The sequence below is a fragment of the Micromonospora sp. CV4 genome, assembly GCF_003667455.1.
GTDB lineage: Bacteria > Actinomycetota > Actinomycetes > Mycobacteriales > Micromonosporaceae > Micromonospora.
Genome location: NZ_RCVI01000314.1, coordinates 1 through 26,696 on the forward strand (window position 1 = coordinate 1; position 26,696 = coordinate 26,696).

A 26,696-nucleotide genomic window follows, 5' to 3' on the forward strand; every position below is an offset into this window, starting at 1 on the left:
GTCCGGATGCCCGTGCCGGCCTGCCCGGCGCGCCGGGCGGTCCCGCTGTTCCCACCGGCGCGGGTGCGGGCGGGAACGCGTCCAGCGGTCGCGGTGCGGGTCGGCAGCCCGGCGGGCAGCCGTCCGGGTCGGCCCCGCCGGCCGAGGCCGAGGACGACTGGCCGGAGGCGGCCCTCCCCGGTGGCAGCGCGCCCGCCGCCACGGCCACCGAGGACGAGGACTGGCCGGAGGCCGCCCGGCCGGGCGGTGTCACCGCCGTGGCCGACACCCCACCGGCCGGCTCCGGCTCGGCACCCGCCCCGGCCGGCGCGACCGGCGCCGACCAGGGCCGCACCGGTGGAACGGTCACCGGCGCGAACGGCGCCGACCAGGGCCGCACGGGTGCAACGGGCACCGGCGCGAACAGCACGGACCAGGGCCGCACGGGTGGAAGCGACACCAGCGCGAACGGCGGCAGCCCGGCCACGCCGACCGGCGGCGGTAAGCCGACCGCGCGGGCCAACCCGACGCCGGCGGCCCGCCAGCCGGCCACCGGCGGTGCACCGGTGAGCAGCGCCATCGCCGCCGCCCGCGCGGCAGCGGCGGGGCGTGGTCCGCGTACCGGAGCGGCGGCCCGGCCCACCGCGGACGCCGAATGGGCCGGCGAACCGCCCTACGACCCGGATTTCGACGGCCCGTTGCGCGGCGCCCGGCCGGGCGCTGCGGCGCCGGCGACCACGCCGACCTACGAGGGGTTCGACCCGGGCGACGAGCCGCTGGACGAGGTCATCGACGAGAAGACCGCCCGGGAGTCCAGCGAGGAGCAGGCGGTACGGCTGCTCCGCGAGACCTTCGGCGCCGAGAAGATCGACGAGGTCGACGCCCGCTAGCGGCTCTGCGCCACCGGCCGGGTGCGCTGTGCCCGGCCGGAGGGTGCCTCGGCGAGCAGGACACCGAGGCAGCAGGCCCAGAGCGGAAAGGGCAGGACGGCGACCCGTTCCATGCCGCCCACCCCGATCCCGAGACCCTGCTGGGCGAAGAACAGCACCGTCCCGACCAGCGCGGTCAGCCCGGCGGTGAGAGTGAGCGGTCGCCACCGGCCGAGCATCGTGGTGCCCGGCGCCAGCCCGGCGAGGAGCAGGCCGAGGTTGCCCACCCCCATGATCAGGAAGGCGCCGAGGACGTGCCGGTTCTCGTCGACGTCCGCCGGGTGGACGGCTGCCAGGGCGTACCCGCCGGCAGCCAGCACGAGCAGCGTCTGGGCCGACCGGACCACCCCACCGTGACCGAGGATTCGCCAGGTCAGCAGTAGCCCGGCGGCGAGCAGCACGGCGGTGGTCATGGTCGCGACGTTCATCAGCGGGTGCCAGGGCGAGCAGACGTAGCGGGGACGGCTGCTGTCCCAGATGCCGCAGTGGACGTTGCCGAGGTCGCTGATGTTGTGGATGGCCCAGCTGTAGGACGGGTGGCGCCAACCAAGACCGGTGACCAGGTTGGCGACGAGGAAGAGCGGTGCGGCCGACACCCAGCACAGCGCGCCGACCCGACTGGTGCGGTTGAGGTTCATGTCCACGAGCAGACCAGTGCCGTGACGGTCGGCGCACTACCCGCAGATGGCCGGTTCCGGGTAGTGGTAGCCGTACCCGTCGCAGCTCCACGCCGACGGTGATCCGCCCCGGCGTGGGCGGACGCACCGGGCGGGGCGAGGTCGGTCCCAGCGGATAGGCTGGGCGGCGGCCGAGCAGACGAGTGCGAGAAGGAGCCATCCGTGCGCCCAGGTGGACAGCCGAACATGCAGCAGATGCTGAAGCAGGCGCAGAAGATGCAGCAGCAGATCGCCGCCGCCCAGGCCGAGCTGGCCGAGGCCGAGCTGACCGGCACCGCCGGCGGTGGGCTGGTCACTGCGACCGTCTCCGGTTCCGGGGAGCTCAAGGCCATCAAGATCGACCCGAAGGCCGTTGACGCGGACGACGTGGAGACCCTGGAGGACCTGGTCGTCGCGGCCGTGCACAACGCCGCCGAGGCGGCGCGTGAGCTGACCGAGCGCAAGATGGGACCGGTCACCGGTGGCATGGGCGGCCTCGGCCTGCCCGGTTTCTGAGCCGGCAGATGTACGAAGGTGCCATCCAGGATCTGATCGACGAGCTGGGTCGGCTGCCGGGCGTGGGCCCGAAGAGCGCTCAGCGGATCGCGTTCCACGTCCTGTCGGCGGATCCGGCCGACGTCAACCGGCTGGCCGGCGCTCTGCGCAAGGTCAAGGAGCTGGTGCGGTTCTGCACGACCTGCTACAACGTGGCCGAGTCGGAGCAGTGCCGGATCTGCCGCGACCCACGCCGCACGGACGAGGTGCTGTGTGTGGTGGAGGAGCCCAAGGACGTGGTGGCCATCGAGCGGACCGGTGAGTTCCGCGGCCGCTACCACGTGCTCGGCGGCGCGATCAATCCGCTGGAAGGGATCGGGCCGGACAATCTGCGCATCCGGGAGCTGATGACCCGGCTGAGCGGCGGCGCGGTGCGCGAGCTGATCCTGGCGACCGACCCGAACACCGAGGGCGAGGCGACCGCCACCTACCTGGCGTTGATGGTGAAGCCGATGGGCATCGCCGTGACCCGGCTGGCGAGCGGGCTGCCGGTCGGCGGTGACCTGGAGTACGCCGACGAGATCACCCTCGGCCGGGCGTTCGAGGGGCGCCGGGCGGTCTGATCTCGTACCCCCGGGGGTGCCGCAAGCCGACGAGGCGATGCCCGGCATGGGTCGCCGGTGAGCGGTATACCTGTGAGGCATATTTATGACTCACAGGTATACCGCTCCCGACAGCGACCGCCCGGTGAGGGTGGCCATGGCGGCGTCCACCGGTGGGCGCGCACGCCCGCGAACAGCACGCCGTCCAGGACGACGCCGCCCCGTCGTGGGGCCCCGGCCTCGCGCGGATCAATGTGTCGCCCCCTGTATGCGCCGTGCCGTCGACTGTCAGACCCCCGCGCAAGGTGTCGGCTTGATAGCGATTGCCTGACGGCCGTTCCGCTCACGTGTGACATGTCATAGCCTCCCGCACACGGACCGAGCCACAACTCGGCGTGGTCATGCGCATGACAGAGGTGAGAGATGCAGGCGAGAAGGCTAAAAACGGCTGTGGCCATCGCGGCCGTTGCCGCTCTGGCGGTCGGCGCGGCCGGCTGCGCGGAGAGCGAGCGCGACGGCGACAGTGGCGAGGCCAAGACTGGCGGCACCTTCATCTTCGCGGGTGCCGGTGACCCGAAGAACTTCGATCCCATCTTCAACGATGACGGTGAGTCGTTCCGGCCGGTCCGGCAGATGTTCGACACCCTGGTGAGCCACAAGCCGGGCACCGCCGAGCTTCAGGGCGGCCTGGCCGAGAGCTGGGAGCACGACCCGGACGGCAAGGTCTGGACGTTCAAGCTGCGCCAGGGCGTGAAGTTCCACGACGGCACCCCCTTCAACGCCGCCGCGGTCTGCTTCAACTTCGACCGCTGGTACAACATGAAGGGCGCTGCCGCCCAGTCCCAGATGATCTACTACATGGACACCTTCGGCGGGTTCGCGAAGAACGAGGCCGAGGGCGCCGGCGAGTCGATCTACAACAAGTGCGAGGCCAAGGACGACGGGACCGCCGTCCTGACCCTGAACAGGTACAAGGGGGCCTTCCCCGGTGCCTTCGCGCTGACCTCGCTGTCGATCGCGAGCCCCGAGGCGCTCAAGAAGTACGACGCCAACACGGTCACGCAGAACGGTGACTCGTTCTCGTACAGCGCGTTCGCCAACGAGCACCCGGTCGGCACCGGCCCGTTCACCTTCGGTGGCTGGGACAAGGCCAAGAACGAGATCACCCTGAACCGCAACCCGGACTACTTTGGCGAGAAGGCCAAGGTGGACAAGATGATCATCAAGATCATCAAGGACGAGAGCACCCGCAAGCAGGAGCTCCGGGCCGGCACCGTGCAGGGCATCGACTTCCCGGCCCCGGCCGACCGCAAGGCGCTCGAGGGTGAGGGCTTCCAGGTCGTCAACCGCCCGGCGTTCAACATCCTCTACCTGGGCATCAACCAGAAGAACCCGAAGCTGAAGGACCTGCGGGTGCGGCAGGCGATCGCCTACGCGCTCAACCGCCAGCAGCTGGTGCAGACCAAGGGCCCGGGTGGCGCCAAGGTCGCCGACGAGTTCATGCCGGACACCGTGCTCGGCTACGCCCCGGACGTGCAGAAGTACGAGTACAACCCGGACAAGGCCAAGCAGCTGCTCAAGGAGGCCGGCGCCGAGGGTCTGACGCTGAACTTCTACTACCCGCCGGACGTCACCCGGCCGTACATGCCGAACCCGCAGGAGATCTTCACCGTTCTCGCCAACGACCTCCAGGCCGTGGGCATCAAGGTCAACGGTGTGCCTCGCCCGTGGAACGGTGGCTTCAAGGACGACGTGCAGCAGTTCGGCAAGCACGACCTGCACATCCTCGGCTGGACCGGTGACTACAACGACCCGGGCAACTTCGTCGGCACGTTCTTCGGCCGCGGGAAGGCCGAGTTCGGCGATCAGGCGATGACCGAGATGTTCGAGGCCATCACCAAGGCCGACGCCACGGTCGACGAGGCCGGCAAGAAGGCGGCCTGGGAGCAGGTCAACAAGGACATCGCCGCCAAGTGGCTGCCGGCCGTGCCGGTCTGGCACGCCCCTCCGGCGATTGTCGTCACGAAGGATGTCAAGGGTCTGGTTGCCAGCCCGCTGACCGACGAGCGGTTCAACACGGTCAGCGTCAGCAAGTGACGTTTGTCGGCTGACGCCGTAGGCGTGATCGGCCCGGGTCCGGGGTTTCTCCCGGCCCGGGCCGATCGCGCGACCATCGAGAGTCTGGTGTGTGAGAGATGTTGCGAGTCATAGTCCGCCGCCTGCTGCAGTTGGTGGTGACCCTCATAGCGCTGTCGGCGCTGATCTTCATCTGGCTGCGGAACCTGCCCGGTGGCCCGGTCGAGGCGCTGCTCGGCGAGCGGGCGACGCCCGAGCGCCGCGCCCTGCTGACCAAGGCGCTCGGCTACGACCAGCCGATCCTGGTGCAGTACGGCAAGTTCATGCAGCGGGTGGTGACCGGCGACTTCGGCAACTCGATCCGGTCCGGTGACCCGGTCACCGACGTCATCAGCCGTGCCTTCCCGGCCACCATCGAGCTGGCCCTCGCCGCGATGATCATTGCGGTCGGCCTCGGGGTGCCGTTGGGCTACCTCGCCGCACGTTGGCGTGGACGGTCCCTGGACAACCTCACCATCGCCGGCACCCTGCTCGGCATCTCGATCCCGATCTTCTTCCTGGGCTACCTGCTCAAGGACGTCTTCACGCAGAACATCCACTGGTTCCCGCCGTCCGGACGGCTGACCACCGGTCTGGACAACACCAACGTCACCGGCTTCTTCGTGCTCGACGGCCTGCTCACCCGGGAGTTCGACGCCAGCGCCGACGCGCTGTGGCACCTGATCCTGCCGGCGATCACGCTCGCCACCATCCCGCTCGCCGTGATCGTGCGGATCACCCGCGCGAGCGTGCTCGACGTGCTCAACGAGGACTACGTGCGGACGGCCGAGGCGAAGGGCCTGCGGCACCGCACCATCCGCGGCCGGCACATCCTGCGCAACGCGCTGCTGCCGGTGGTCACCACCATCGGCCTGCAGACCGGCGCGCTGCTCTCCGGCGCGGTGCTCACCGAGAAGGTCTACAACTGGGGCGGCATCGGCACACTGATCACCGACTCGATCAGCGGCGGCCGGGACTACCCGGTGCTCCAGGCGATCATCCTGCTCGCCGCGCTGGTCTTCGTGGTGGTCAACCTGCTGGTGGACCTCTCCTACGCCTTCATCGACCCGAGGGTGCGTGTGCGATGAGTGACCCGATCACCCAGGCCGGCACGCCGGCTCCCCGTCCCGGGGACGACAAGCCACGCCCCGGCATGAGCGAGCGCAGCATCGGCCTGCTCGGCGACCGCAAGAAGGCGCGACTGGACGAGCTGGCCCGGGCCAGCGCGGCCGACCGGGGTGGCATCAGCCTCTTCCGGGACGCCGTACGCCGGCTGCGACGCAATCCCGTCGCCATCGTCGGGGCCACCATCGTGGGCCTGTTCGTCCTGATGGCGATCTTCGCTCCGCTGATCGCGCCGCACGATCCGGTGCAGCGCTTCGACGAGCTGACGAAGAACCTCACCGTGGACACCATCCCGGGTGCCAGCGGCGAGTTCCCGCTCGGCTCCGACCCGCTCGGCCGGGACTTCCTCTCCCGGATGATCTACGGCGCCCGGCAGACGCTCTTCGTCGGCGTGCTCGCCACCCTCATCGGCCTCGCGCTGGGTGTGCTGATCGGCGCGATCGCCGGTGCATTCGGCGGCTGGATCGACGTGGTGCTGATGCGGCTCACCGACGTGATGCTGGCCCTGCCGAGCCTGCTGCTCGCGATCACTCTGGTCGCGATGGCCAGCCGGTCGAGCCAGTGGACGGTCATCTTCGCGGTGGCCATCGTGAGCGTGCCGATCTTCGCCCGGCTGCTGCGCGGCTCGATGCTGGCCCAGCGGGAGAGCGACCACGTGCTCGCCGCCCGCGCGCTCGGCGTCAAGGAGCGCAACATCGTGCTGCGGCACATGCTGCCCAACTCGCTGACCGCGGTGATCGTGCAGGCCACCCTGACCTTCGCGGTGGCCATCCTGGACGCCGCGGCGCTCTCCTTCCTGGGCCTCGGCGACCCGGACATCAACCGGGCCGAGTGGGGCCTGATGCTCGGCGTGGACGGTCAGCGTTACTTCGAGGTCCGTCCGGAGCTGGCCTACTACCCGGCGCTGGCGATCATCGTGGTCGCGCTCGGCTTCACCCTGCTGGGTGAGGCGATGCGCGAGGCGATCGACCCGAAGAACCGGCGGTGACGGCGGTGCGAGCGAGCGGCACGACCAACGAGCGCCAGCGACGAGCGCGCGGAGTGAGCTTGCGAGCTCCGCGGTCGCGGGCGAAGCACCAGTGCAGTGAGGAAGTGACCCGATGAGCCTGCTCGACGTCCGTGACCTGAGCGTGGTGTTCCAGCGACGCGGCGAGCGGCCCTTCACCGCCGTCGACAAGGTCAGCTTCACCGTGGAGCCGGGGCAGACCGTCGGCCTGGTCGGTGAGTCCGGCTGCGGCAAGAGCGTGACCAGCCTGGCCATCATGGGCCTGCTGCCCAAGCGGGGCAACAAGGTCACCGGTGAGGTGCTCTTCGAGGACACCGACCTGCTGAAGCTGCGGCCGGACGACATGCGCGACCGGCGGGGCCGGGAGATCAGCATGATCTTCCAGGACCCGCTCTCGTCGCTGAACCCGGTCATCCCGATCGGAGTCCAGGTCGCCGAGGTGCTGGAGCGCCACCAGGGCCGCGATCGCAAGCAGGCGCTGCGGGAGGCCCGGGACCTGCTCGACGCGGTCGGCATCCCGGATCCGCAGCGGCGGCTCTCGGAGTACCCGCACCAGATCTCCGGCGGCATGCGCCAGCGCGCCCTGATCGCCATCGCGCTGGCCTGCAAGCCCCGGCTGCTGATCGCCGACGAGCCGACCACCGCGCTCGACGTGACCATCCAGGCGCAGATCCTCACGCTGCTCAAGCAGTTGGTCGACGAGACCGGCACCGCGCTCGTCATGATCACGCACGATCTGGGCGTGGTGGCCGGGCTCTGCGACACGGTCAACGTGCTCTACGGCGGCAAGGTCGTCGAGCGGGCACGACGGCACGAGCTGTTCGCGCACGCCCGGCACCCGTACACGCACGGGCTGCTCAACTCGGTGCCCCGGCTCGACTCACCGCGTGGTGAGCGGCTGCACGCGATCCGCGGGTCGGTCTCCGACAACATCCCGTGGGCCGAGGGGTGCGCCTTCGCGCCGCGCTGCGACAACGTCGTGGACGCGTGCCTGGAAGGGCCTCCGCCGCTCGAACCCACCGCCACCGGCGGCGACCTCCGCTGCAACAACCCCGTCTCCGAGGAGGTGGCGGTCCGATGACCGAACAGACCGGACCTCTGGTCGAACTGCGTGACATCAAGGTCCACTTCCCGATCAAGAGCGGCCTGCTCTTCGACCGCACCGTCGGTTACGTCTACGCGGTGGACGGCGTGTCGCTGAGCATCCGCAAGGGCGAGACGTACGGCCTGGTCGGCGAGTCGGGCTGCGGCAAGTCGACGCTGGGCCGTGGCCTGCTGCGGCTGGTCGAACCGACCGACGGCGAGATCATCTTCGACGGCACCGACGTCCGCTCGCTCAAGGGCGAGGCGATGCGACAGGCCCGCCGTCGGATGCAGATGATCTTCCAGGACCCGCTGTCCAGCCTGGACCCCCGGCAGTCGGTGGAGTCGCTGCTGGTGGAGGGGCTCAAGGCGCACGGGCTGGCCGGCGACAAGGCGGAGACGAACCGGCGGTTGCGCGAGACGCTGGAGGCGGTCGGCCTGCCCTCGTCGGCGTTGGGCAAGTACCCCCACGAGTTCTCCGGCGGCCAGCGCCAGCGGATCGGCATCGCCCGGGCACTGGTGCTCAACCCGGAGCTGATCGTCGCCGACGAGCCGGTCTCCGCGCTGGACGTGTCGATCCAGGCCCAGGTGCTCAACCTGCTGGAGGACCTGCAGAACGAGCGCGGCCTGACGTACCTGATCATCGCGCACGACCTGGCGGTGGTCCGGCACATCGCCGACACGGTGGGTGTCATGTACCTCGGCGGGCTGGTGGAGGAGGCGTCCAGCGACGACCTCTACCGCGAGCCGATGCACCCGTACACCCGGGCGCTGATGTCCGCGGTGCCGGTGCCGGACCCGTTGGTGGAGGACCGCCGGGAGCGGATCCTGCTCGCCGGCGACCTGCCCTCGCCGACCAACCCGCCGTCGGGCTGCCGGTTCCACACCCGGTGCCCGTGGGCGCAGCCGACCCGTTGCGCCGACGAGCGTCCGGCGCTGCGCGACGTGGTCGGCGGCCACCGCGTGGCCTGCCACTTCGCCGAGGACATCGCCGCCGGCCGGATCCGGCCGCACGAGGTCGAGGTGGAGCTGGTCCGCCCGACCGAGGGCACCGGCCCGGTCGACCCGCCGGGCGAGCTGATCCCGACCCCGTGACGCAGCCAGGGGCCGTCCTGTCGCAGGACGGCCCCTGGGCTGTACGGCTCGACGAGCGTCGGCGGGCGGCTCAGCCCTCCGGGCGGTGCAGCAGGGCCACCGCGACGCCGTGCACCGCGTCCAGACCGGCCGGGTCGGGCAGCGGCACCGAGCCGCCGGTCACCGCGTACCACTCGTCCGCGTCCTTGTACTGCACGCCGAGCGTGACCCGGCCGTCGGCGTAGCTGGTGCGCAGGGTCAGCTCCCCGGTCACCACACCCACCTCGTCGGTCATCACCCCGCCCGGCCCCGGGACGATGTCCGCGGTACGCACGGCGCCGCTGGCCGCGTCCGCATCCATGCCGGCGCCCGGTGACGCGGTGTCGGGCGGGTTGGGGCCGTCCGCGCTCATCCCCGCGCCGGGCACCGTGCCGGCGGTGCCGGTGCTGCCGTCCACGGTCATGCCCGCGGTCGCCGGTCCGGCCGGCGCGCTGCCGGCCGCCGCCGCGTCGCCCGCGGCCGGCGTCTGCTCCGGGGCGGGGGTTCCACCAGCGCCCGTCACGGCTTGTTCGCCCATGTGCAGCCCTCCAACATCTCGGTCAGGGCGGCCTTCTCGGCGCTGGTCACCGTCAGCCGCCAGTGGTGCTTGACCGTCACCCAGCTCTCGGCGTACTGGCACCAGTACGACCGGTTCGCCGGTTTCCACTGGGACGGGTCCTGGTCACCCTTTGCCCGGTTGGAGGACGCGGAAACCGCGATGAGCTGAGGCCGCGTGGTGTCGTTGGCGAAATCGCCACGCTTCGCGTCGTTCCACTCGTCGGCGCCCGACCGCCACGCGTTGGCCAACGGCACCATGTGGTCGATGTCCACGTCGGAGGGATCGGTGGCGCTGCGACCGTCGTACACGCTCTCCCAGCGCCCGCCGACCACGTTGCAGCCGGAGAGCTTCACGTCCTTGCCGTCGCGCTTCAGGATGGTGTCCCGCACGTCGCAGTTCTTGCCGGTGTCCCGCCAGTGTGGGAAGTGCTGGCGGCTGTAGCCCTTCATCGAGCCGGCGCTGGCGACCGTCAGCTGGCCCAACTGTTCGACGGCGTTGCTGCCGCCACTCGGTGGCGGCGTGTCCGGCTCATCGGGCGGGACGCAACCGGCCACGCCGAGCGCCAGCGCCGCGACGAGCGCGGCCACCGCCGCGCGCGGTCCTGATCTGGTACGCACAGACGACACCTCTCCAGCTTGCGGTCTCCCGGCGATTGCGCACAGTACCCGGGCATGGTTTCGGCGTTTCGTGGCGTCTCCCACATGCTGCAAGGCAGATTGGTGGGATGACCGCACCCGTACCGGCGCCCGCGCTGCGGATGGGGACCCCCGCCGGCCGAGGCACTCTGCTCGCCGCGGTGCTCGCCTCCGGCATGGTCTTCCTCGACAGCACGGTCGTCAACGTGGCGCTGCCGAAGCTCGGGCAGGACCTCGGCGCGAACGTGGCGGATCTGCAATGGACCGTCAACGGCTATCTGCTGATGCTGGCGGCGTTCGTGCTGCTCGGCGGCGCGCTCGGGGACCGCTTCGGCAGGCGACGGGTCTTCCTGATCGGGGTGGTCTGGTTCACCGCCGCCTCGGTGCTCTGCGGGCTGGCGTTGGGCACCGGCTGGTTGATCGCGGCCCGGTTCCTCCAGGGCGCCGGCGGCGCTCTGCTCACCCCCGGATCGCTGTCCGTGCTCCAGGCCAGCTTCCACCCGGACGACCGGGGTCGGGCGATCGGCGCCTGGGCCGGGCTGTCCGGCGTGTCCACCGCGCTGGGTCCGTTCATCGGTGGCTGGCTGATCGACGCGCTGTCCTGGCGGTGGATCTTCTTCCTCAACCTGCCGATCGCCGTGCTGGTGCTGCTGGCCGCGCTGCGCTGGGTGCCGGAGAGCCGGGACGAGAACGCCTCCCGGACCGAGGGGCCGGGCCGGACCCGACGCCGGTTCGACGTGGCCGGGGCGCTGCTCGGCGCGCTCGCGCTCGCCGGCGTCACGTACGCCCTGATCGACGCGCCGGCGCGCGGCTTCGACTCGGCCGCGGTGGTGGTCGCGGCACTGGTCGGTGTGCTGGCCGCGGTGGCCTTCGTGCTGCTGGAACGGCGGCGCGCCGACACCGCGATGCTGCCCACCGGGCTGTTCAGCAGCCGGCTCTTCTCGGTGCTGAACATCTTCACCGTGGTGGTCTACGCCGCGCTCGGCGGCTTCACCTTCTTCTTCGCCGTCTACCTCCAGAACGTGGTCCAGTGGTCCGCCTTCCGCACCGGCATCGCGCTGCTGCCGATGACGGTGCTGCTGCTGATCGGCTCCGCCCGGGCCGGCGCGCTGTCGGCGCGGATCGGCCCGCGACTGCCGCTGGCCGTCGGGCCGGTGGTGGCGGCCGCCGGTCTGCTGCTGCTTCGCGGCGTCGGCCCCGGCGCGTCGTACTGGCGGGACGTGCTGCCCGGGGTGCTGCTCTTCGGCCTCGGGCTGACCCTGGTGGTGGCGCCGCTGACCGCGTCGGTGCTGGCCGCTGTGGAGGACCGGTTCTCCGGCGTGGCCAGCGGCTTCAACAACGCCGCGTCCCGGGCCGGTGGCCTGCTCGCGGTGGCCGCGCTGCCGCTGCTGGTCGGACTCACCGGTGCCGGGTACGAGCAGAAGGCCGAGCTGACGCACGCGTTCCGGGGCGCGATGGTCTGGTGCGCCGGCCTGCTGCTGACCGGCGCGGTGCTGGCCCTCGTCCTGGTCCACCGACCACCCCGCTCGGCCCCGCCGTCGCAGCCCTGCCACTCGCTGCCCGCCGCCACACCCCCGAAGAAATGAGGAAGGGCCCCCGACCGGAGGCCCTTCCCTTCCCGGACAGTCGGCTCAGCCGCGGGCGCGGTTGACGGCGCTGGTGACCGCCTTGATCGAGGCGGTGACGATGTTGGCGTCGGTGCCCACGCCCCAGACCGATCGGCCGTCCACCTCGCACTCCACGTACGCGGCGGCCTGCGCGTCCCCGCCGGAGGACAGCGCGTGCTCGTGGTAGTCGAGCACCCGGACGCCCACCCCGACCGACTGGAGCGCGTTGACGTACGCGTCGATCGGGCCGTTGCCGACCGCGGCGAGCGACCGCTGTTCGGCGCCCACGCCGACCTGGGCCTCGATCTCGACCTTGCCGTCGGTGGTGCCGATCGTGTAGCCGGCCAGCCGCACGGCCGGGTCGGGCTGGTGGTCGAGCAGGTAGTGCGTCGCGAAGATCTCCCACATGGCGGCCGGGTCGACCTCACCGCCGTCGTGGTCGGTGACCTGCTGCACCACGCCGGAGAACTCGATCTGGAGCCGGCGGGGCAGGTCCAGCTGGTGCTCGCTCTTCATGATGTACGCGACGCCGCCCTTGCCGGACTGCGAGTTGACCCGGATGACCGCCTCGTAGGTGCGGCCCAGGTCCTTCGGGTCGATCGGCAGGTAGGGCACCGCCCAGGTGTGCTCGTCCACCGGTACGCCGGCGGCCACCGCGTCGGAGGTGAGGGCGTCGAAGCCCTTCTTGATCGCGTCCTGGTGGGAGCCGGAGAATGCGGTGTAGACCAGGTCGCCGGCGTACGGGTGGCGTTCGTGCACCGGCAGCTGGTTGCAGTACTCGACGGCCCGCCGGACCTCGTCGATGTTCGAAAAGTCGATCATCGGGTCGATGCCCTGGGAGAACAGGTTGAGCCCCAGCGTCACCAGGTCCACGTTGCCGGTGCGCTCGCCGTTGCCGAACAGGCAGCCCTCGATCCGGTCCGCGCCGGCGAGCAGGCCCAGCTCGGCGGCGGCCACACCGGTGCCCCGGTCGTTGTGCGGGTGCAGGCTGAGCACCAGGCTGTCCCGGCGTGGCAGGTGCCGGTGCATCCACTCGATCGAGTCGGCGTACACGTTCGGCGTCGCCATCTCGACCGTGGCCGGCAGGTTGATGATCAGCTTCCGGTCGGGCGTCGGGTCGATCACGTCGATCACCCGGGCGCACACCTCCACCGCGTACTCCAGCTCGGTGCCCGTGTACGACTCCGGCGAGTACTCGTAGTGGATGTCGGTGTCCGGGGTGTGGATCTCGGCGTACTTCTGGCAGAGCCGGGCGCCGGAGGTGGCGATGTCGGTGATGCCGTCCCGGTCCAGGCCGAAGACCACCCGACGCTGGAGGGTGGAGGTCGAGTTGTAGAAGTGCACGATCGCCCGCTTCGCCCCGCGCAGCGACTCGAACGTGCGCTCGATCAGGTGCTCCCGGCACTGGGTGAGCACCTGGATGGTCACGTCGTCCGGGATCATGTCCTGCTCGATGAGCTGCCGGACGAAGTCGAAGTCGGTCTGGCTGGCCGACGGGAAGCCGACCTCGATCTCCTTGTAGCCCATCTGGACCAGCAGCTGGAACATCCGCCGCTTGCGCTCGGGCGACATCGGGTCGATCAGCGCCTGGTTGCCGTCCCGCAGGTCCACCGCGCACCAGCGCGGCGCGGCGTCGACGTGCCGGGTGGGCCAGCTGCGGTCCGGCAGGTCGACCCGGAACTGCTCGCGGTAGGGCTGGTAGCGGTGGTACGGCATCCGGCTCGGGCGTTGCCGGGCGATCGGATCGGTGTCAGCGTCGGTGACAGGTTGAGCCATCTCAGAGTGCTCCCTGGAACATGTGGCGTCAGCAGATCGGAAGGTGTCGGCGAGTTGCCGGGCGACGGTGCGCGGCGGTGCCGAGAGGAAACTCAGATGTGCTGGACGGCGCGATGCGACTCCGCGACGAGGTGCCGGCCGGTTAGGCCTCGTCGCGGCGGCTAAGGAGAAGAAGCGCCTGCCACATGACCAGGTCACCCTACGTGATGGAACGAGGGGTGGGAAGGTGGGTCCGGACTATGGGACCGGCGTCATGGTTGGCTCCGGGTCCTGGGAACCCAGCCTCGGCGTCCGTTGGGCCCAGGTCACCGCGGGTACGATCGCCAGCCCCACCAGCACGAAGATCGCCGCCGTCGGGTACCAGCCCCAACCGCCGGTGGTCACCCCGAGCGCGGTCAGCCCCGCCGGGGCGATCAGGTACTGCACCTGCTCGCCGAGCCGCAGCGCCCCCACGTACGCGCCGCGCTGGTCGTCCGGCGGAAGGGTGGCGGTGAGCCCCCAGGTGCCCGCCGATTCGATCAGCTCGGCCAGGATCAGGAGCGTTGCGGCGGCCACCAGCACCACGACGGTGAGCCCGCCCCGGGTGACCCCGGAGATCGGCAGGAGCAGGCAGAACAGGGCGATCAGCAGGCCCCCACGGCGGGAGGCCCGCGCCGCGCCCGCGGCGGTGTCGGCACCCCGGCTGACGCGCACCTGGAGCAGCACGATCAGGACCGTGTTGAGCAGCACCAGGGCGGCGATCACCGTCTTCGGGGCGTCCGTGTGGGTGAGGATCCAGAGCGGCATGACCGTCAGGTAGAGCACCCCGTGCGAGGTGAGCAGCCCGGACAGCAGGGACACCGCCATGAACGGCCGGTCCCGCAGTACGGCGAGCTGACCCATCGGCTCCACCGGCCGGGTCACCTGCGGTAGTCGGGGCAGTCGTCGTACGAACATGGCCGTCACCAGGATCACCGTCGCGATGAACCAGACCATTCCCCGGTACGCCTCGATCGTGTCCACCGCCAGCACCAGGCCGCTGATCACCGCGCCCAGCCCGAAGCCGACGTTCAACGACGAACGCTGGTACGCCATCGCCGTGACCCGTTCGGCCGGTGGGAGCGCGTTGATCGAGTAGACCTGCCGGGCCACACCGGTCGACGCGTCCACCGCCGCCAGCGCCACCACGACGGCGAGGAAGCTCGCGAAGCCGCCCACGAACGGGTACGTCGCGAAGAGTGCCGCGTTCAGCACCAGTCCGACCGTCCAGACCCGCTGCGGTCCGTACCGGTCGGTGAGCCCGCCCAGCGGCACCGTGCCGAGCAGCGACACTCCTGCCGCGATGGACAGACCCAGCCCCACCTGGGCGGCGCTGAGCCCCAGCGCCCGAGTGAAGAAGACCGCGCTGCCGGCGTGGAACAGGCCGCTGCCGACGGCGTAGACCATGGCCTGCACGGCCAGCGCGCGGGTCAGCCCGGCGGGCGGTACGACGTGTCGGACGACGGTGCGAACGCTCTCTCTGGCCCCCATGGCCGCGAAGTGAACCCTGCCCCCATGGCCCCGGTCGAGTCTTTTAGGCTGAGCCGAATCCTGCGCCCGGGGGTGCGTGTGTCCGAGTTGCGGTTCAGCCTGGCCGACGTCGCGGGAGTGCGGTTCGCCGTGTCGCCGGCCAACGAGACGGTCCTGAGCATGTGGGCGCTGGCCGACCCGGTCCGCTACGCGGTGCACCTGCCCTGGATCGACCGGGCCCGGGTGACGTTGGGTCGCCCCGAGGTGGCCGTCCGGGTCCGACCGCTGGTGGAGCTGACCTGGCGGGGTTGCCCGTTGCCCGACTTCCTCACGCCGGCGGCCCGACCGAACGTGGAGATGGCCGAGCAGCTCGACCAGATCGCGGCGACGCCGCCGCACGTGGTGGTCCAGGATCTGCTGGCGACCACCCCGCGCCGGCCGCTCAGTCCGTTCGGGCGGGCGCTGCTCGCCGATCCCCGAGGGCTGCTGCCGCAGCTCGTCGACGCGGTGCGGGTCTGGTACGACGAGGCGATCGCCCCGGACTGGCCACGGATGCGGGCGCTGCTCGACGCCGACGTGGCGTACCGCGCCGCCCAGCTCGCCGAGAGCGGCGCCGGTCGGTTCTTCGAGCAGCTCCACCCGAGTCTGCGCTGGCTCGGTGACCGGGTGGTCAGCGACGACCCGTTCGAGCGGGACTTCGACCTGCGCGGTCGTGGGTTGGCGCTGAACCCGACGGTGTTCACCGAGCGGCGGGTGCTGTGGAACCTGCTGGAGGACTCGCTGCCGGCCGGGGCGTACCCGGTCCGGGCGGTCGGGACGCTCTGGGAGGCGACCGCGACGCCGTCCGGCGACCCGCTGGCGCGTGTGGTCGGCCCCGGCCGGGCCGCGCTGCTGCACCTGCTCGACACGTCGGCGACCACCACCGACCTCGCCCGACTCGCCAGGATGTCCGCCGGGAACGTCTCTCAGCACCTGGCCGCGCTCCACGCCGCGGGCCTGGTCTCCCGGTTCAGGCAGGGTCGACACGTCCTCTACCGCAACACCGACGCCGCGCGGGTCCTGCTCCGAGCCAGCGGCGGCGGGTGAGCCGGTCAGGCGAGCAGCAGATCGGCCAGCGGACGGCGGTGCCGCAGGCCGGTCTCCAGGGCACACAGCTCGGTCGGGAGAGTGAACGGGTCCCCGAGTCGGCCGATGGCGGCGACCACCAGCGGACGGACGCCGCCGGCCAGGTCCAGTTCGGTGGAGAGACCGGCCCGGTCGAAGCGGGTGAGCTGGTGCACGTGCAGGCCGAGGGCGGTGGCCTGCACGGTCAGGTGGGCGATCGCCTGACCCAGGTCGTACGCGGCCCGCTCGGCGTCACCGCCGGTGTGGGCGCCGACCACCAGGGTCGCGGCGTGCCGGACCCAGCCCTGGTCGCTGTCCGGGAGGTTGATCAGGATCCGTTTCCAGGTCTCGTCGTCCCGGTGGCCGAGGGCGAACCGCCAGGGCTGCCCGTTCTCCGCCGATGGCGCCCAGCGGGCGGCCTCCAGCAGCGAGGCGGACTCCTCGGCGGTCAGTTCGGCGCTCGGGTCGAAGGCCCGTGGGCTCCAGCGGTAGGCGAGCAGCGGGGTGAGGTCGGCCATGCGCCAGATCGTCCTGTATGGGTGATTCGCCCCTGAAGGGGGGCCGCGAGAATGTGGTCAAGAGCACCCGTAACGGGACGAAGATCAGGGCGTTCCCGCGCTCGGGCTGTCCGACGGGTCAGGAGTCGGCGTCGGTGGAGCCGCGGTGCCGAGCGCCTCGCCGTCCGTCACCGGGCCGGCCAACTGCACGGCGGCCGGTGGTGGGCCGGGCGTCCCGGCCAGCCGCAGCGTCCCGGTCCCCGTCCGCACACCGGTCGGCGTGCCGTCCTGGTCGTAGCAGTAGATGCCGACGTCCAGCGGGGCGTTGAGCGAGGCCGACGTGGAGTCCACCGAGTAGCAGGTGCCGGTCAGTCCCTCCGGCGCGCCCGCCGGGGCGACCGCGAGCGGGGCACGCCGGTCGGTGAGCACGTCCAGCCAGTCGGTCAACGGGTGCTGGACGCGGGGATCCAGCCGGCGCGGGAGGGGCTCGTCGCGCTCGCCGACGCGTACGCAGCTCGCCGGCTCCACCCGACCGGGTGACGGCAGGGCGCACTGGAACAGCCCGTCGGCGGTGGCGGCCAGCGAGATGTCGACGGTGCCGCCCAGCGCGCCACCCGGCACGTCGACCCGCCAGCTGCCGTCGTTCGCGCTGGTGAACACGACGGTCCGGTCCGGCTGGCCGCTGCGGCTGTACACGTACTGCGCCACCAGGTGCCGGTCCTGGGCGGCAGCGGCGAGCGCGGCCAACTCGTCCCGGGCTGCGTCGACCTGCACCGGCACGGTGTCGGTCGGCGGCGGAGGTGGGGGCTGCGCGCTGGCGCAGGCGACCAGGCATCCCGGCAGGGCGAACACGAGCGGACCGAGCACGCGGACGGCCGGACGGAGGAGGACGGGCACCGGCTCATTCTGGTGGTTGGCGGTGGCTGGTGGGGACCGGCACGTACCGGCCCGCTCCGGCGTGTCGGGCCCGGGCGTCCCGGCGTACCGCCGACCTGCCCGACCAGGCCCGGACGTGCCGGTCGGGCCGGATGGTGGGATCACCTGACCCGGCGTCGTTACCCGACGGATACCCTCAAGGGGTCTGACACGCGCCGCCGGCCCCGGTTCCGGCGGCGTCGGCACGCTCAGGGTCACTGGGAGGGAGTGCACCGTCGTGGCACTCGTGGTGCAGAAGTACGGCGGGTCCTCCGTCGCCAATGCCGAGCGCATCAAGCGGGTGGCCGAGCGCATCGTCGCCGCCCGCAAGGCCGGCGACGACGTGGTGGTGGTGGTCTCCGCGATGGGGGACACCACCGACGAGCTGCTCGACCTGGCCAACCAGGTCAGTCCGCTGCCACCGGGCCGTGAGCTGGACATGCTGCTCACCGCCGGGGAGCGGATCTCCATGGCGCTGCTGGCCATGGCCATCCACAACCTGGGGTACGAGGCCCGCTCGTTCACCGGCTCCCAGGCCGGCGTGATCACCACCTCGGTGCACGGTCGCGCGCGGATCATCGACGTCACCCCCGGGCGGCTCAAGGGCGCGCTCGACGAGGGCTCGGTGGTCATCGTGGCCGGCTTCCAGGGCGTCTCGCAGGACACCAAGGACGTCACCACGCTGGGCCGCGGCGGCTCCGACACCACGGCCGTCGCGCTCGCCGCCGCGCTGCACGCCGACGTCTGCGAGATCTACACCGACGTCGACGGCATCTTCACCGCCGACCCGCGGATCGTGCCCAACGCCCGACACATCCGGCAGATCACCTACGAGGAGACGCTGGAGCTGGCCGCGTGCGGCGCGAAGGTTCTGCACCTGCGTAGCGTGGAGTACGCCCGCCGGGCGGGGTTGCCGATCCACGTCCGTTCGTCATACTCGACCAACACCGGCACGATGGTCACCGGATCGATGGAGGACCTTTCCGTGGAGCAGGCACTGATCACCGGGGTCGCGCACGACCGCAGCGAGGCCAAGATCACGATCGTCGGGGTGCCCGACGAGCCGGGTGCCGCCGCGCGGATCTTCGACACGGTCGCCGGTGCCGAGATCAACATCGACATGATCGTGCAGAACGTCTCCACCGAGGGCACCGGCCGGACGGACATCTCGTTCACCCTGCCCAAGACCGACGGTCCGACCGCCATGGCCGCGCTCAGCAAGATCCAGGAGGCGGTCAAGTTCAAGGGCCTGCTCTACGACGACCACGTCGGCAAGGTCTCGCTCATCGGCGCCGGCATGCGCTCGCACCCCGGTGTGGCCGCCGGCTTCTTCGCCGCCCTCGGCGCGGCCGGGGTCAACATCGAGATGATCTCCACCTCCGAGATCCGGGTCTCCGTGGTCTGCCGGGACACCGACCTCGATGCCGCGGTCCGCGCCATCCACGACGCGTTCGAGCTGGGTGGCGACACCGAAGCCGTGGTCTACGCGGGGACGGGTAGGTAGCGCCGATGACGGCGCTGCCCACCCTCGCCGTGGTCGGAGCGACCGGTGCCGTCGGCACCGTGATGTGTGAACTGCTCACCGGGCGTCGCAACGTCTGGGGTGAGATCCGGCTGCTCGCCTCGGAACGGTCGGTCGGGCGTCGGGTGCGCTGCCGGGGCGAGGAGCTCGTCGTCCAGGCGCTGACCCCGGAGGCGTTCGACGGCGTCGACGTGGCGATGTTCGACGTCCCCGACGACGTCTCCGCCGAGTGGGCGCCGGTCGCCGTCGGCCGTGGCGCGATCGTGGTCGACAACTCCGGCGCCTTCCGCATGGACCGGGACGTTCCGCTGGTCGTCCCCGAGATCAACCCGGAGCAGGTCCGCAACCGGCCCCGAGGCATCATCGCGAACGCCAACTGCACCACCCTCGCGATGATCGTCGCGGTCGCCCCGCTGCACCGCGAGTACGGCCTGCGCGAGTTGGTGGTCGCCTCCTACCAGGCGGTGTCCGGGTCCGGCCAGGCCGGCGTGGAGATCCTGCACGACCAGCTCGCCAAGGTCGCCGGTGGTCGTGGGCTCGGCTCGCGGACCGGTGACGTGCGACAGGCGGTCGGCGACGACCTGGGGCCGTTCCCGGCGCCGCTGGCGCTCAACGTGGTGCCCTGGGCCGGCTCGCCGGCCGACGGCGGCTGGTCGTCGGAGGAGATGAAGGTCCGCAACGAGACGCGGAAGATTCTCGGCCTGCCCGACCTGAAGGTCTCCGCCACCTGCGTCCGGGTGCCGGTGGTGACCGGCCACTCGGTGGCCGTGCACGCGGTCTTCGCCACCGAGGTGGACGCCGAGGGCGCCCGCGAGGCGCTGCGCAACGCCCCCGGGGTGATCCTGGTCGACGACCCCGCCGCCGGTGAGTTCCCGATGCCGATCGACGCCGTCGGCACCGACCCGTCCTGGGTCGGCCGGATCCGCCGCGCCCTCGACGACCCACGCGCCCTCGACCTCTTCATCACCGGCGACAACCTGCGCAAGGGCTCGGCCCTGAACACCGCCCAGATCGCCGAACTCCTGGCCAAGGACCTGACCCCGTAACCCCCCGGGGATCCGCGGAGGCCTCGCGACCGCTGCCCGTGTCGATCATGGGGTTGTGGTGGGCGCTATGTGCGGATGAAAGCCCTCTTGGGAAGCACCACAAGTCCATGATCGACGGCAGTGGGGTGGGACGGGGCGGTGTGGGGTTGCGTGGGCGGGGGTTGGTTAGGCGGCGGCTAGGTGTACGCCGTCGCGGCCCTGGCGTTTGACGGCGTAGAGGGCCTGGTCGGCGCGGCGGAGGGTGCGGTCGGGAGACTCGCCGGGGCGGGGCAGCGCGACGCCCACGCTGATCGTGCGGCCGGTGCGTCGAGCCGCCTCGGTCAGCCGCTCGGCGATCCGGACCGCCTCCTCCGGGCGGCTCACCTCGATCACCGCCACGAACTCGTCGCCGCCGATCCGGTACAACTCGTCGCCGTGCCGCAGCGCCCCCTCCAGCGCCCGGGCCAGCCCCACGAGCACCCGGTCGCCGGCCTGGTGGCCGTACGTGTCGTTGACGGTCTTGAACCCGTCCACGTCGATCGCGAGCAGGGCCGTACGTCCCGGGGTGGCCGCCGCGATCCGCCTCCCGAACGGGCCGGTGTGCCCCAGCCCGGTCAGCGGGTCGGAGCTGGCCTGCTCCCGCAGCCGGGCCAGCGTGCGCAGCCGGTCCAGGCTGGTCCAGGCCTGCCCGGCGAGCAGCTCCATCAGGCTGACCGTGGTCGGGTCGGGGCGCAGCAACCGCTCGTCGGCGACCAGCAGCACCCCGCCCGCGTCCACCGGCCCGACGGGAACGGCGACCAGCGTGCGCACCCCGGCCCGGGTCAACGGCCGGTAGTCCTCGGTCGGCGGCTGATCCGCCTCGCCCAGCGTGTACCCGGCGCCGTACCGGTGCGCCCGATCGACCATCCGACCCAGCGTGGTCGGGCCCGCCTCGGTCAGCTCGGCCCGGATGCGGGTCTCCAGCTCGCCCGGGACCAGCGGCGACGGCCCCAGCAGGGCGCCCTCCGGGCCGGCGATCAGCAGCACCGCGGTGGAGAGGGTGGAGACCTCCCGAGCGGCGCAACTCGCCACGCCCATCAGATCCCACTCGGTCGGCGCGGAGGAGAGCGCGGCGGCGTGCCGGAGCAGCTTCTCGCTGCGGCTCTCCGCCGGAGGGCCGCCGAGCGCGACGATCCGCGCACCGAGCTGGGCGGCCAGCCGCTGCGCGGTCTCCCGCCACGGCGCCAGGTCGACCGGCCCGCTCCACTGCAGGTCGAGCACGCCGATCGCCCGGCCGGACCGATCCAGCACCGGCACGCACAGCTCCGCGGTCACGTCCGGGCGTATCGGCAGGTAGTCCGGGTCGGCGGTGACATCCGGAACGACGGCCGCGGCGCCGGTCGCGTACACCCGGCCGACGATCCCGGTCCCCGGCGGCACGGTGGCGAAGACCTGCCACGCGCCGGTCGCCGCGACGCAGCGCAGCCGGTCGTGGACCTGGAGCAGCACGGAGATGGTCGCCGGGGTGTGGCGGGACAGCGCGGTGACCGTCCACCGGCAGGCCTCTTGCGCGCTCGACGCCATCGGCAGGCGGACGGTGACGTCACGGATGACTCGCTGATGATCCACTCGCACGTCGTTCCAGGTAGGGGAGGGGCCCGGCCGGCGCCAAGCCGCACGATCAAGCGTACCCACGGCCGCCCGAGGGCCGACCGGGCTTCGTACACATGTGCCATCCACAGGCTGTGGACACAGCCTGTGGGCGGCGCGGGTCCCCGGACGGCGCCGGCCGGCGATAGCGTGGAGCTTCCGGCACCGAGGAGGCGAGCCCATGCTCATCGCCCAGCTCAGTGACCCCCACCTGACCACCGGCGTGCTCGCCGCCGAGCCGGCCGCCGGGCTGCACCGCGCGCTCGGCCGGGTGCTGGCGCTGCGGCCCCGACCGGACTGCGTGGTGATCACCGGCGACCTGGTCGACCACGGGCGACCCGACGAGTACGCCGCGCTACGCGAGCTGATCGGCCGGTTTCCGCTGCCGGTGCACCTGGTCGCCGGCAATCACGACGACCGGGAGTCGCTGCTCGACGCCTTCGGTGGCACGCCCTGGCTCGGCGGCGGGTTCTCCGCCTACTACCACGTCGATCACGAGGCGGCGACCGTCGTGGTGCTCGATTCGCTCGTTCCCGGCAGCGACGGCGGCCAGCTCGGCGAGGAGCAGCTCGGCTGGCTCGACGGCGTGCTGGCCGGGCGACCCGACGTGCCCGCGATGGTCTGCCTGCACCACCCGCCGGTCGCGGTCGGCATCCCGGCGGCCGACGCCATCCGGCTCGCCGACGGCGACGCGCTGGCCGAGGTGATCGGCCGGCACCGGCACGTCGTGCGGGTCGCTGCCGGGCACCTGCACCGCCCGGTCACCACGGGGTACGCCGGCACCGTGCTCACCGTGGCGCCCAGCACCTGGCGGCAGAGCACGCTCACCCTGAGCGCCGACGAGCTGATCGGCTGGGTCGCCGAGCCGACCGCCTTCCTGCTGCACGCGGTCGAGCCGGGCGGCTGCGTGACGCACACGGTGCAGGTGAGTCACTCCGCCGGCCAGACGTGCGGTTTCTGAGGACGGGCGTCGTGGTGGACACCGCGGAGCGGCTGGTCTGGTACGTCGCGTACGGCTCGAACATGCACGCCGCCCGGCTGGCGTGGTACATCGGCGGTGGCTGCCCGCCGGGTGGGCGGCGGACCTACCCGGGCTGTCGGGACCGCCGTCCACCGAGCCGGTCGGTGCCGGTGTCGCTGCCCGGCGGGATCTACTTCGCCGGCGAGTCCGGCGCCTGGACCGGCGGGATGGCGTTCTACGACCCGCAGCTGTCGGGCGAGGCCGCGGCCCGCGCCTACCTGGTCACCCTGGAGCAGTTCACGGACATCGCGGCGCAGGAGATGTACCGCCGACCGGGTGACACCGCCGACCTGATCGCGACGACCGGCGCGGCCATCGACACCGCCGTCGCCGACGGGCGGGCCACGCTCGGCCCGGGACGGTACGAGACGCTGGTCTGCCCGGGCAGCCGCAGCGGCGCCCCGATGCTCACCTTCACCGCCCCGGAGGGGGCGTCGGGTGTGCGGTGCCGGGCACCCGCGCCGACCTACCTCGGCATGATCGCCCGGGGTCTGCGCGAGTCGCACGGCTGGCCCGCCGAGCGGATCGCCGGCTATCTGACCGCCCGGCCCGGCGTGGCGGGCGCATGGCCGCCCGAGGCCGTCGCGGCCCTGGTCACCGAGGCGCTGCTCGACGCCTGACCGGCCGGCCCGCTGTCCTCCTGTGCTGCCGGTTCGGCCGGCCCGCCAGGCCCTTTGCTGCCGGCCCGCCAGGCCCTTTCGCCGGTCGGGCTGTGCCGTCAGCCCAGCAGGAACTCCCGCAGCGCGGGGGCCAACGTCGCCGGCGGCACGTCGTGGTAACCACCGTCGAGGCTGATGGCCCGGCCGCCCGGGATCGCCTCGGCCGCGGCCCGGCTCCCGTCCCGCAGCCACTGTGGACTACCGGTGCTGTCCACCGCGAGGGTCGGCGCGGTGATCGCCGCCAGCCGGTCGGGCAGTCGTCCTCCGGCGGTGACGATCGAGTCGTACACCAGGGTGTGCGCGATGGCGGTCAGCCCGCCCCACATCGGCTGCGTCTTCATTCCGGCGATCGCCTCGGCCGGCAACCCCACCGAGGCGCTGAGGAAGGCCGCCACCGCGCCGTCCCGGTCGTCGGCGGCGATCAGCTCGATGAGCTGTGCGGTGATGTCCTTCCGGATGCCCACGTGCGAGCCAACCTGAAACGGCGGCTCGAACAGGACCAACCCGGTCACCGGCAGGCCCTGGGCGGTGGCGAGGGCCGCCAGGATCGCCCCCGAGGAGATGCCGTACACAGCGGCAGAGCCACCCGCCGTCGCGATCAGGGCCGCCAGGTCGTCGATCTCGCGGCCGATCTCGTACGGTGCGGTGTCGCCGCTGTGGCCCCGACCCCGGCGGTCGTAGCCGAGGACGGTGAAATCCGCCGCCAGCGCGGCACCCAGGTCACGGGTCGCGTGGCGATCGCTGAACGCGCCGCCGACCAGGATGACCGCCGGCCCGGCACCGGACCGCTCGAACGCGATGGGTGTGCCGTCCGCCGATCGCACCTGCTCCACCACCGGTGTCGTTCCGCTCACGATGCCGCCTCCGTCCGCGCTGACCGTCCCGTCCTTTCTAGACCCGTGGTCGGACATTGTCTGGCGGACCGCGACAACCGGCCATCGATCCCGTTCCGGGCGTACCCGCAGCTCTGATGTGCTGCCCGGGTCGACCGGCGGGCGTCCGGATGAGAGGCTGTCCGAGCAGGCGGCGAACCCAACCGCCGGCATCCGCGATCGACCCTTCCGACGGCGTCGGTCGGCGGCCCGGTCGACCCACAGCCGGGCACCGCACGCGCCGATTCTCACGAGGAGTTCCATGTCCATCCCCGGGATGCGTCGGGCCGCCGTCGGCCTGACCGCACTCGCGCTGGCCGCCTTCGGCGCGGTCGCCACCAACCCCGAACAGGCCGACGCGCGACCGAAGCCGGTCGACGTCACCCTGCTGGCCCTCAACGACTTCCACGGCAACCTCGAACCGCCCAGCGGGTCCAGCGGCACCATCGCCGGGCAGGCCGCGGGCGGCGTCGAATACCTCGCGACGCACCTGGCCGAGCTGCGTGCCGCCGCCAAGAAGAAGAACACCATCACGGTCGCCGCCGGTGACCTGATCGGCGCGTCGCCGCTGCTCTCCGCGGCGTTCCACGACGAGCCGACCATCGAGGCGCTGAGCATGGCCGGCCTGGACTACGCCAGCGTCGGCAACCACGAGTTCGACGAGGGCGCCGCCGAGCTGCTGCGGATCCAGAACGGCGGCTGCCACCCGGTGGACGGCTGCGCCGACGGCACCCCGTACAAGGGCGCCGGCTTCCAGTACCTGTCCGCGAACGCCTTCAAGACCGCCACCGGCAAGCCGCTGATGGCGCCGTACGCGATCCACAAGGTGCAGGGTGTCAAGGTCGGCTTCATCGGGATGACCCTGGAGGGCACCCCGGAGATCGTCAGCCAGCAGGGCGTCGCGGGTCTCACCTTCGCCGACGAGGCGGTCACCGCCAACCGGTACGCGCGCGAGCTGCGCCGCAAGGGCGTGGAGACGATCGTCGTCCTGCTGCACGAGGGCGGCACCCAGGCCGCGACCGGCGGCATCAACGACTGCGTCGGCATGACCGGCCCGATCGTGGACATCGCCAACCGGATGGACCCGTCGATCGACGTGGTGGTCAGCGGGCACACCCACCAGGCGTACAACTGCGACATCAACGGCAAGCTGGTCACCAGCGCCAGCTCGTTCGGTCGCCTGGTCACCGACATCGACCTCAAGATCGACCGTCGGAGCGGGGACGTGCTCTCCGCCGCGGCGAACAACGTCGTGGTCAGCCGGGACGTCGCCAAGGACCCGAAGCAGACCGCTCTGATCGACCGGTACAAGACGGTGCTCGGCCCGGTCGCCGACCGCCAGGTCGGTGAGACCACCCAGGCGATCACCCGCGCCCAGGAGACCCTCTTCGGTACGACCATGGGCGAGTCCCCGCTGGGCAACGTGATCGCCGACGCGCAGCTCGCCGCCACCGACGACGAGCAGGGCGCGGTCGCCGCGTTCATGAACCCGGGCGGCGTCCGGGCCGACCTCGACGCCGGCCCGGTCACCTACGAGGAGGCGTTCACGGTCCAGCCGTTCGCCAACAACCTGGTGACGCTCGACCTGACCGGCGCGCAGCTCTACTGCGTACTGGAGCAGCAGTTCGTCACCGGCCGCACGCTGTACCCGTCCGCGACGGTCGGCTACGTGGTCGACCCGAACGGCACCACCGGCACCGCCGCCGACCCGTGCGTCGGCACCCGCGTCGTCCGGGGCAGCCTCACCTTCGGCGGCACCGCGGTTGACACCGCCGCCACCTACCGGGTGACGGTGAACAACTTCCTGGCCGGCGGCGGCGACGGGTTCAGCGCCCTCACCGGCGGCACGAACCTGGTCACCGGGCAGATCGACCTGGACGCGTTCGTGGCGTACCTGACCGCGCAGTCGCCGGTCTCCGCTCCGACACTGGACCGGATCCGCACCACCGCCGAGGTCCCCGCCGCCTGACGGACGACCCCGCGACGACCGGGCCCCGGAGCACCGCTCCGGGGCCCGACCCGTCCCGGCACACGTCGCGTCACCGCTGCGTGCCGCCCCCGGGCCCGCTCCTCGCGGAGCGCTCCTCGCAGGGCGACCGCCCCATGATCACGCTCGATCCTGGATGTAGTGGTCACCTCGCCACCGGGAGGCCCCTCTTTCCAGGTTCGAGCGCGATCTTGCGCGCCGCCGAGCGCGATCTTGCGCGGCTCGCGCGCCGAGCGCCGCCGCGGTCACGTGCCGGCGCGGATGTGCCGGCGGCAGCTTGCCGGGGGTACGGCGAGG

23 protein-coding genes and 1 pseudogene are annotated in these 26,696 nt (G+C 71.9%); 15 read left to right on the forward strand and 9 right to left on the reverse strand.

The genetic code is table 11. The features are described 5' to 3' along the window. Positions 1–869, forward strand: a pseudogene (locus EAD98_RS22050) (hypothetical protein); the annotation flags it as partial. Here the strand turns inward: EAD98_RS22050 and EAD98_RS22055 are convergent. Continuing rightward, positions 866–1,546 carry a DUF998 domain-containing protein gene (locus EAD98_RS22055; RefSeq protein WP_121655924.1) on the reverse strand — a complete coding sequence of 227 codons (681 nt, stop codon included), beginning with the start codon at positions 1,544–1,546 and terminating at the stop codon, positions 866–868. The pseudogene EAD98_RS22050 and the gene EAD98_RS22055 sit on opposite strands and share 4 nt — an antisense overlap. Positions 1,547–1,771: 225 nt before the next feature. Between EAD98_RS22055 and EAD98_RS22060 the strand changes: the two genes are divergently transcribed. The 7 genes from EAD98_RS22060 to EAD98_RS22090 all read left to right on the forward strand — a co-directional run bounded on the left by EAD98_RS22060 (position 1,772) and on the right by EAD98_RS22090 (position 9,085). Continuing rightward, complete coding sequence (locus EAD98_RS22060; protein ID WP_233578266.1) at positions 1,772–2,080, forward strand: YbaB/EbfC family nucleoid-associated protein; 309 nt, start codon at positions 1,772–1,774, stop codon at positions 2,078–2,080. 8 nt (positions 2,081–2,088) lie between these two features. After that, positions 2,089–2,682: a recombination mediator RecR gene (gene recR, locus EAD98_RS22065; protein ID WP_074315222.1), complete on the forward strand. Its 594-nt coding sequence runs from the start codon at positions 2,089–2,091 to the stop codon at positions 2,680–2,682. 402 nt (positions 2,683–3,084) lie between these two features. Beyond that, positions 3,085–4,758: an ABC transporter substrate-binding protein gene (locus EAD98_RS22070; protein ID WP_121655926.1), complete on the forward strand. Its 1,674-nt coding sequence runs from the start codon at positions 3,085–3,087 to the stop codon at positions 4,756–4,758. Between the two features lie 98 nt (positions 4,759–4,856). Then, positions 4,857–5,864 carry an ABC transporter permease gene (locus EAD98_RS22075; protein WP_089018573.1) on the forward strand — a complete coding sequence of 336 codons (1,008 nt, stop codon included), beginning with the start codon at positions 4,857–4,859 and terminating at the stop codon, positions 5,862–5,864. Positions 5,865–5,929: 65 nt separating this feature from the next. Beyond that, a complete protein-coding gene (locus EAD98_RS22080) occupies positions 5,930–6,889 on the forward strand; it encodes an ABC transporter permease (protein WP_199723496.1) in 960 nt (319 codons plus the stop codon). A 112-nt stretch (positions 6,890–7,001) separates the two neighbouring features. Continuing rightward, complete coding sequence (locus EAD98_RS22085; protein ID WP_121655927.1) at positions 7,002–7,988, forward strand: ABC transporter ATP-binding protein; 987 nt, start codon at positions 7,002–7,004, stop codon at positions 7,986–7,988. Then, positions 7,985–9,085, forward strand: a complete 1,101-nt coding sequence (locus tag EAD98_RS22090) for an ABC transporter ATP-binding protein (protein WP_121655928.1) — start codon at positions 7,985–7,987, stop codon at positions 9,083–9,085. Before EAD98_RS22085 ends, EAD98_RS22090 begins: the two co-directional genes overlap by 4 nt. Before the next feature lie 70 nt (positions 9,086–9,155). Here the strand turns inward: EAD98_RS22090 and EAD98_RS22095 are convergent, their stop codons facing one another. Together EAD98_RS22095 and EAD98_RS22100 are read right to left on the reverse strand one after the other, a co-directional pair. Next, the gene (locus EAD98_RS22095) at positions 9,156–9,641 is read right to left on the reverse strand and encodes a hypothetical protein (RefSeq protein WP_121655929.1); all 486 of its coding nucleotides are present in this window, start codon (positions 9,639–9,641) and stop codon (positions 9,156–9,158) included. Continuing rightward, positions 9,623–10,279, reverse strand: coding sequence for an HNH endonuclease family protein (locus tag EAD98_RS22100; protein ID WP_121655930.1), 657 nt, complete (start codon positions 10,277–10,279; stop codon positions 9,623–9,625). Before EAD98_RS22100 ends, EAD98_RS22095 begins: the two co-directional genes overlap by 19 nt. A 107-nt stretch (positions 10,280–10,386) precedes the next feature. On the opposite strand from EAD98_RS22100, the gene EAD98_RS22105 reads away from it, so the two are divergent. Next, complete coding sequence (locus EAD98_RS22105) at positions 10,387–11,883, forward strand: MFS transporter (protein ID WP_121655931.1); 1,497 nt, start codon at positions 10,387–10,389, stop codon at positions 11,881–11,883. A gap of 45 nt (positions 11,884–11,928) precedes the next feature. Here the strand turns inward: EAD98_RS22105 and leuA are convergent, their stop codons facing one another. Further along, on the reverse strand, positions 11,929–13,680 hold the full coding sequence (gene leuA, locus EAD98_RS22110) for a 2-isopropylmalate synthase (RefSeq protein ID WP_121655932.1): 1,752 nt from the start codon (positions 13,678–13,680) through the stop codon (positions 11,929–11,931). A 237-nt stretch (positions 13,681–13,917) separates the two neighbouring features. Further along, positions 13,918–15,189, reverse strand: a complete 1,272-nt coding sequence (locus tag EAD98_RS22115) for an MFS transporter (RefSeq protein ID WP_121655933.1) — start codon at positions 15,187–15,189, stop codon at positions 13,918–13,920. A 78-nt stretch (positions 15,190–15,267) separates the two neighbouring features. On the opposite strand from EAD98_RS22115, the gene EAD98_RS22120 reads away from it, so the two are divergent. Further along, the gene (locus tag EAD98_RS22120; RefSeq protein WP_121655934.1) at positions 15,268–16,254 is read left to right on the forward strand and encodes an ArsR family transcriptional regulator; all 987 of its coding nucleotides are present in this window, start codon (positions 15,268–15,270) and stop codon (positions 16,252–16,254) included. A 5-nt stretch (positions 16,255–16,259) separates the two neighbouring features. Here the strand turns inward: EAD98_RS22120 and EAD98_RS22125 are convergent, their stop codons facing one another. Then, positions 16,260–16,790 (reverse strand): nitroreductase family protein, encoded by a 531-nt coding sequence (locus EAD98_RS22125; RefSeq protein ID WP_121655935.1) that lies wholly within the window; start codon positions 16,788–16,790, stop codon positions 16,260–16,262. Positions 16,791–16,874: 84 nt separating this feature from the next. Continuing rightward, on the reverse strand, positions 16,875–17,666 hold the full coding sequence (locus EAD98_RS22130) for a hypothetical protein (RefSeq protein WP_121655936.1): 792 nt from the start codon (positions 17,664–17,666) through the stop codon (positions 16,875–16,877). A 256-nt stretch (positions 17,667–17,922) separates the two neighbouring features. On the opposite strand from EAD98_RS22130, the gene EAD98_RS22135 reads away from it, so the two are divergent. After that, complete coding sequence (locus tag EAD98_RS22135) at positions 17,923–19,188, forward strand: aspartate kinase (RefSeq protein ID WP_121655937.1); 1,266 nt, start codon at positions 17,923–17,925, stop codon at positions 19,186–19,188. Between the two features lie 5 nt (positions 19,189–19,193). After that, positions 19,194–20,252: an aspartate-semialdehyde dehydrogenase gene (locus tag EAD98_RS22140; protein WP_121655938.1), complete on the forward strand. Its 1,059-nt coding sequence runs from the start codon at positions 19,194–19,196 to the stop codon at positions 20,250–20,252. A 165-nt stretch (positions 20,253–20,417) separates the two neighbouring features. On the opposite strand, the gene EAD98_RS22145 is transcribed toward EAD98_RS22140, so the two are convergent. Beyond that, positions 20,418–21,839 carry a diguanylate cyclase gene (locus tag EAD98_RS22145; protein WP_121655939.1) on the reverse strand — a complete coding sequence of 474 codons (1,422 nt, stop codon included), beginning with the start codon at positions 21,837–21,839 and terminating at the stop codon, positions 20,418–20,420. Between the two features lie 202 nt (positions 21,840–22,041). Between EAD98_RS22145 and EAD98_RS22150 the strand changes: the two genes are divergently transcribed. Further along, a complete protein-coding gene (locus EAD98_RS22150; RefSeq protein WP_121655940.1) occupies positions 22,042–22,821 on the forward strand; it encodes a phosphodiesterase in 780 nt (259 codons plus the stop codon). Between the two features lie 11 nt (positions 22,822–22,832). After that, the gene (locus tag EAD98_RS22155; RefSeq protein WP_233583920.1) at positions 22,833–23,501 is read left to right on the forward strand and encodes a histone deacetylase; all 669 of its coding nucleotides are present in this window, start codon (positions 22,833–22,835) and stop codon (positions 23,499–23,501) included. Positions 23,502–23,599: 98 nt separating this feature from the next. Here EAD98_RS22155 and EAD98_RS22160 read toward each other — a convergent pair whose 3' ends face one another. Then, positions 23,600–24,394: an alpha/beta fold hydrolase gene (locus EAD98_RS22160; protein ID WP_199723495.1), complete on the reverse strand. Its 795-nt coding sequence runs from the start codon at positions 24,392–24,394 to the stop codon at positions 23,600–23,602. Between the two features lie 280 nt (positions 24,395–24,674). On the opposite strand from EAD98_RS22160, the gene EAD98_RS22165 reads away from it, so the two are divergent. Next, positions 24,675–26,381, forward strand: a complete 1,707-nt coding sequence (locus EAD98_RS22165; protein ID WP_121655942.1) for a bifunctional UDP-sugar hydrolase/5'-nucleotidase — start codon at positions 24,675–24,677, stop codon at positions 26,379–26,381. Positions 26,382–26,696: the final 315 nt, after the last annotated feature.

What these genes read in the sequence shown, in the direction of transcription:
- EAD98_RS22085 (WP_121655927.1), top strand. Translation starts at nt 7,002, where the DNA reads ATGAGCCTGCTCGACGTCCGTGACCTGAGCGTGGTGTTCCAGCGACGC.
- EAD98_RS22070 (WP_121655926.1), top strand. Translation starts at nt 3,085, where the DNA reads ATGCAGGCGAGAAGGCTAAAAACGGCTGTGGCCATCGCGGCCGTTGCC.
- EAD98_RS22165 (WP_121655942.1), top strand. Translation starts at nt 24,675, where the DNA reads ATGTCCATCCCCGGGATGCGTCGGGCCGCCGTCGGCCTGACCGCACTC.
- EAD98_RS22150 (WP_121655940.1), top strand. Translation starts at nt 22,042, where the DNA reads ATGCTCATCGCCCAGCTCAGTGACCCCCACCTGACCACCGGCGTGCTC.
- EAD98_RS22060 (WP_233578266.1), top strand. Translation starts at nt 1,772, where the DNA reads ATGCAGCAGATGCTGAAGCAGGCGCAGAAGATGCAGCAGCAGATCGCC.
- leuA (WP_121655932.1), bottom strand. Translation starts at nt 13,680, where the DNA reads ATGGCTCAACCTGTCACCGACGCTGACACCGATCCGATCGCCCGGCAA.
- EAD98_RS22115 (WP_121655933.1), bottom strand. Translation starts at nt 15,189, where the DNA reads ATGGGGGCCAGAGAGAGCGTTCGCACCGTCGTCCGACACGTCGTACCG.
- EAD98_RS22055 (WP_121655924.1), bottom strand. Translation starts at nt 1,546, where the DNA reads ATGAACCTCAACCGCACCAGTCGGGTCGGCGCGCTGTGCTGGGTGTCG.
- EAD98_RS22105 (WP_121655931.1), top strand. Translation starts at nt 10,387, where the DNA reads ATGACCGCACCCGTACCGGCGCCCGCGCTGCGGATGGGGACCCCCGCC.
- recR (WP_074315222.1), top strand. Translation starts at nt 2,089, where the DNA reads ATGTACGAAGGTGCCATCCAGGATCTGATCGACGAGCTGGGTCGGCTG.
- EAD98_RS22140 (WP_121655938.1), top strand. Translation starts at nt 19,194, where the DNA reads ATGACGGCGCTGCCCACCCTCGCCGTGGTCGGAGCGACCGGTGCCGTC.
- EAD98_RS22095 (WP_121655929.1), bottom strand. Translation starts at nt 9,641, where the DNA reads ATGGGCGAACAAGCCGTGACGGGCGCTGGTGGAACCCCCGCCCCGGAG.
- EAD98_RS22090 (WP_121655928.1), top strand. Translation starts at nt 7,985, where the DNA reads ATGACCGAACAGACCGGACCTCTGGTCGAACTGCGTGACATCAAGGTC.
- EAD98_RS22125 (WP_121655935.1), bottom strand. Translation starts at nt 16,790, where the DNA reads ATGGCCGACCTCACCCCGCTGCTCGCCTACCGCTGGAGCCCACGGGCC.
- EAD98_RS22075 (WP_089018573.1), top strand. Translation starts at nt 4,857, where the DNA reads ATGTTGCGAGTCATAGTCCGCCGCCTGCTGCAGTTGGTGGTGACCCTC.
- EAD98_RS22080 (WP_199723496.1), top strand. Translation starts at nt 5,930, where the DNA reads ATGAGCGAGCGCAGCATCGGCCTGCTCGGCGACCGCAAGAAGGCGCGA.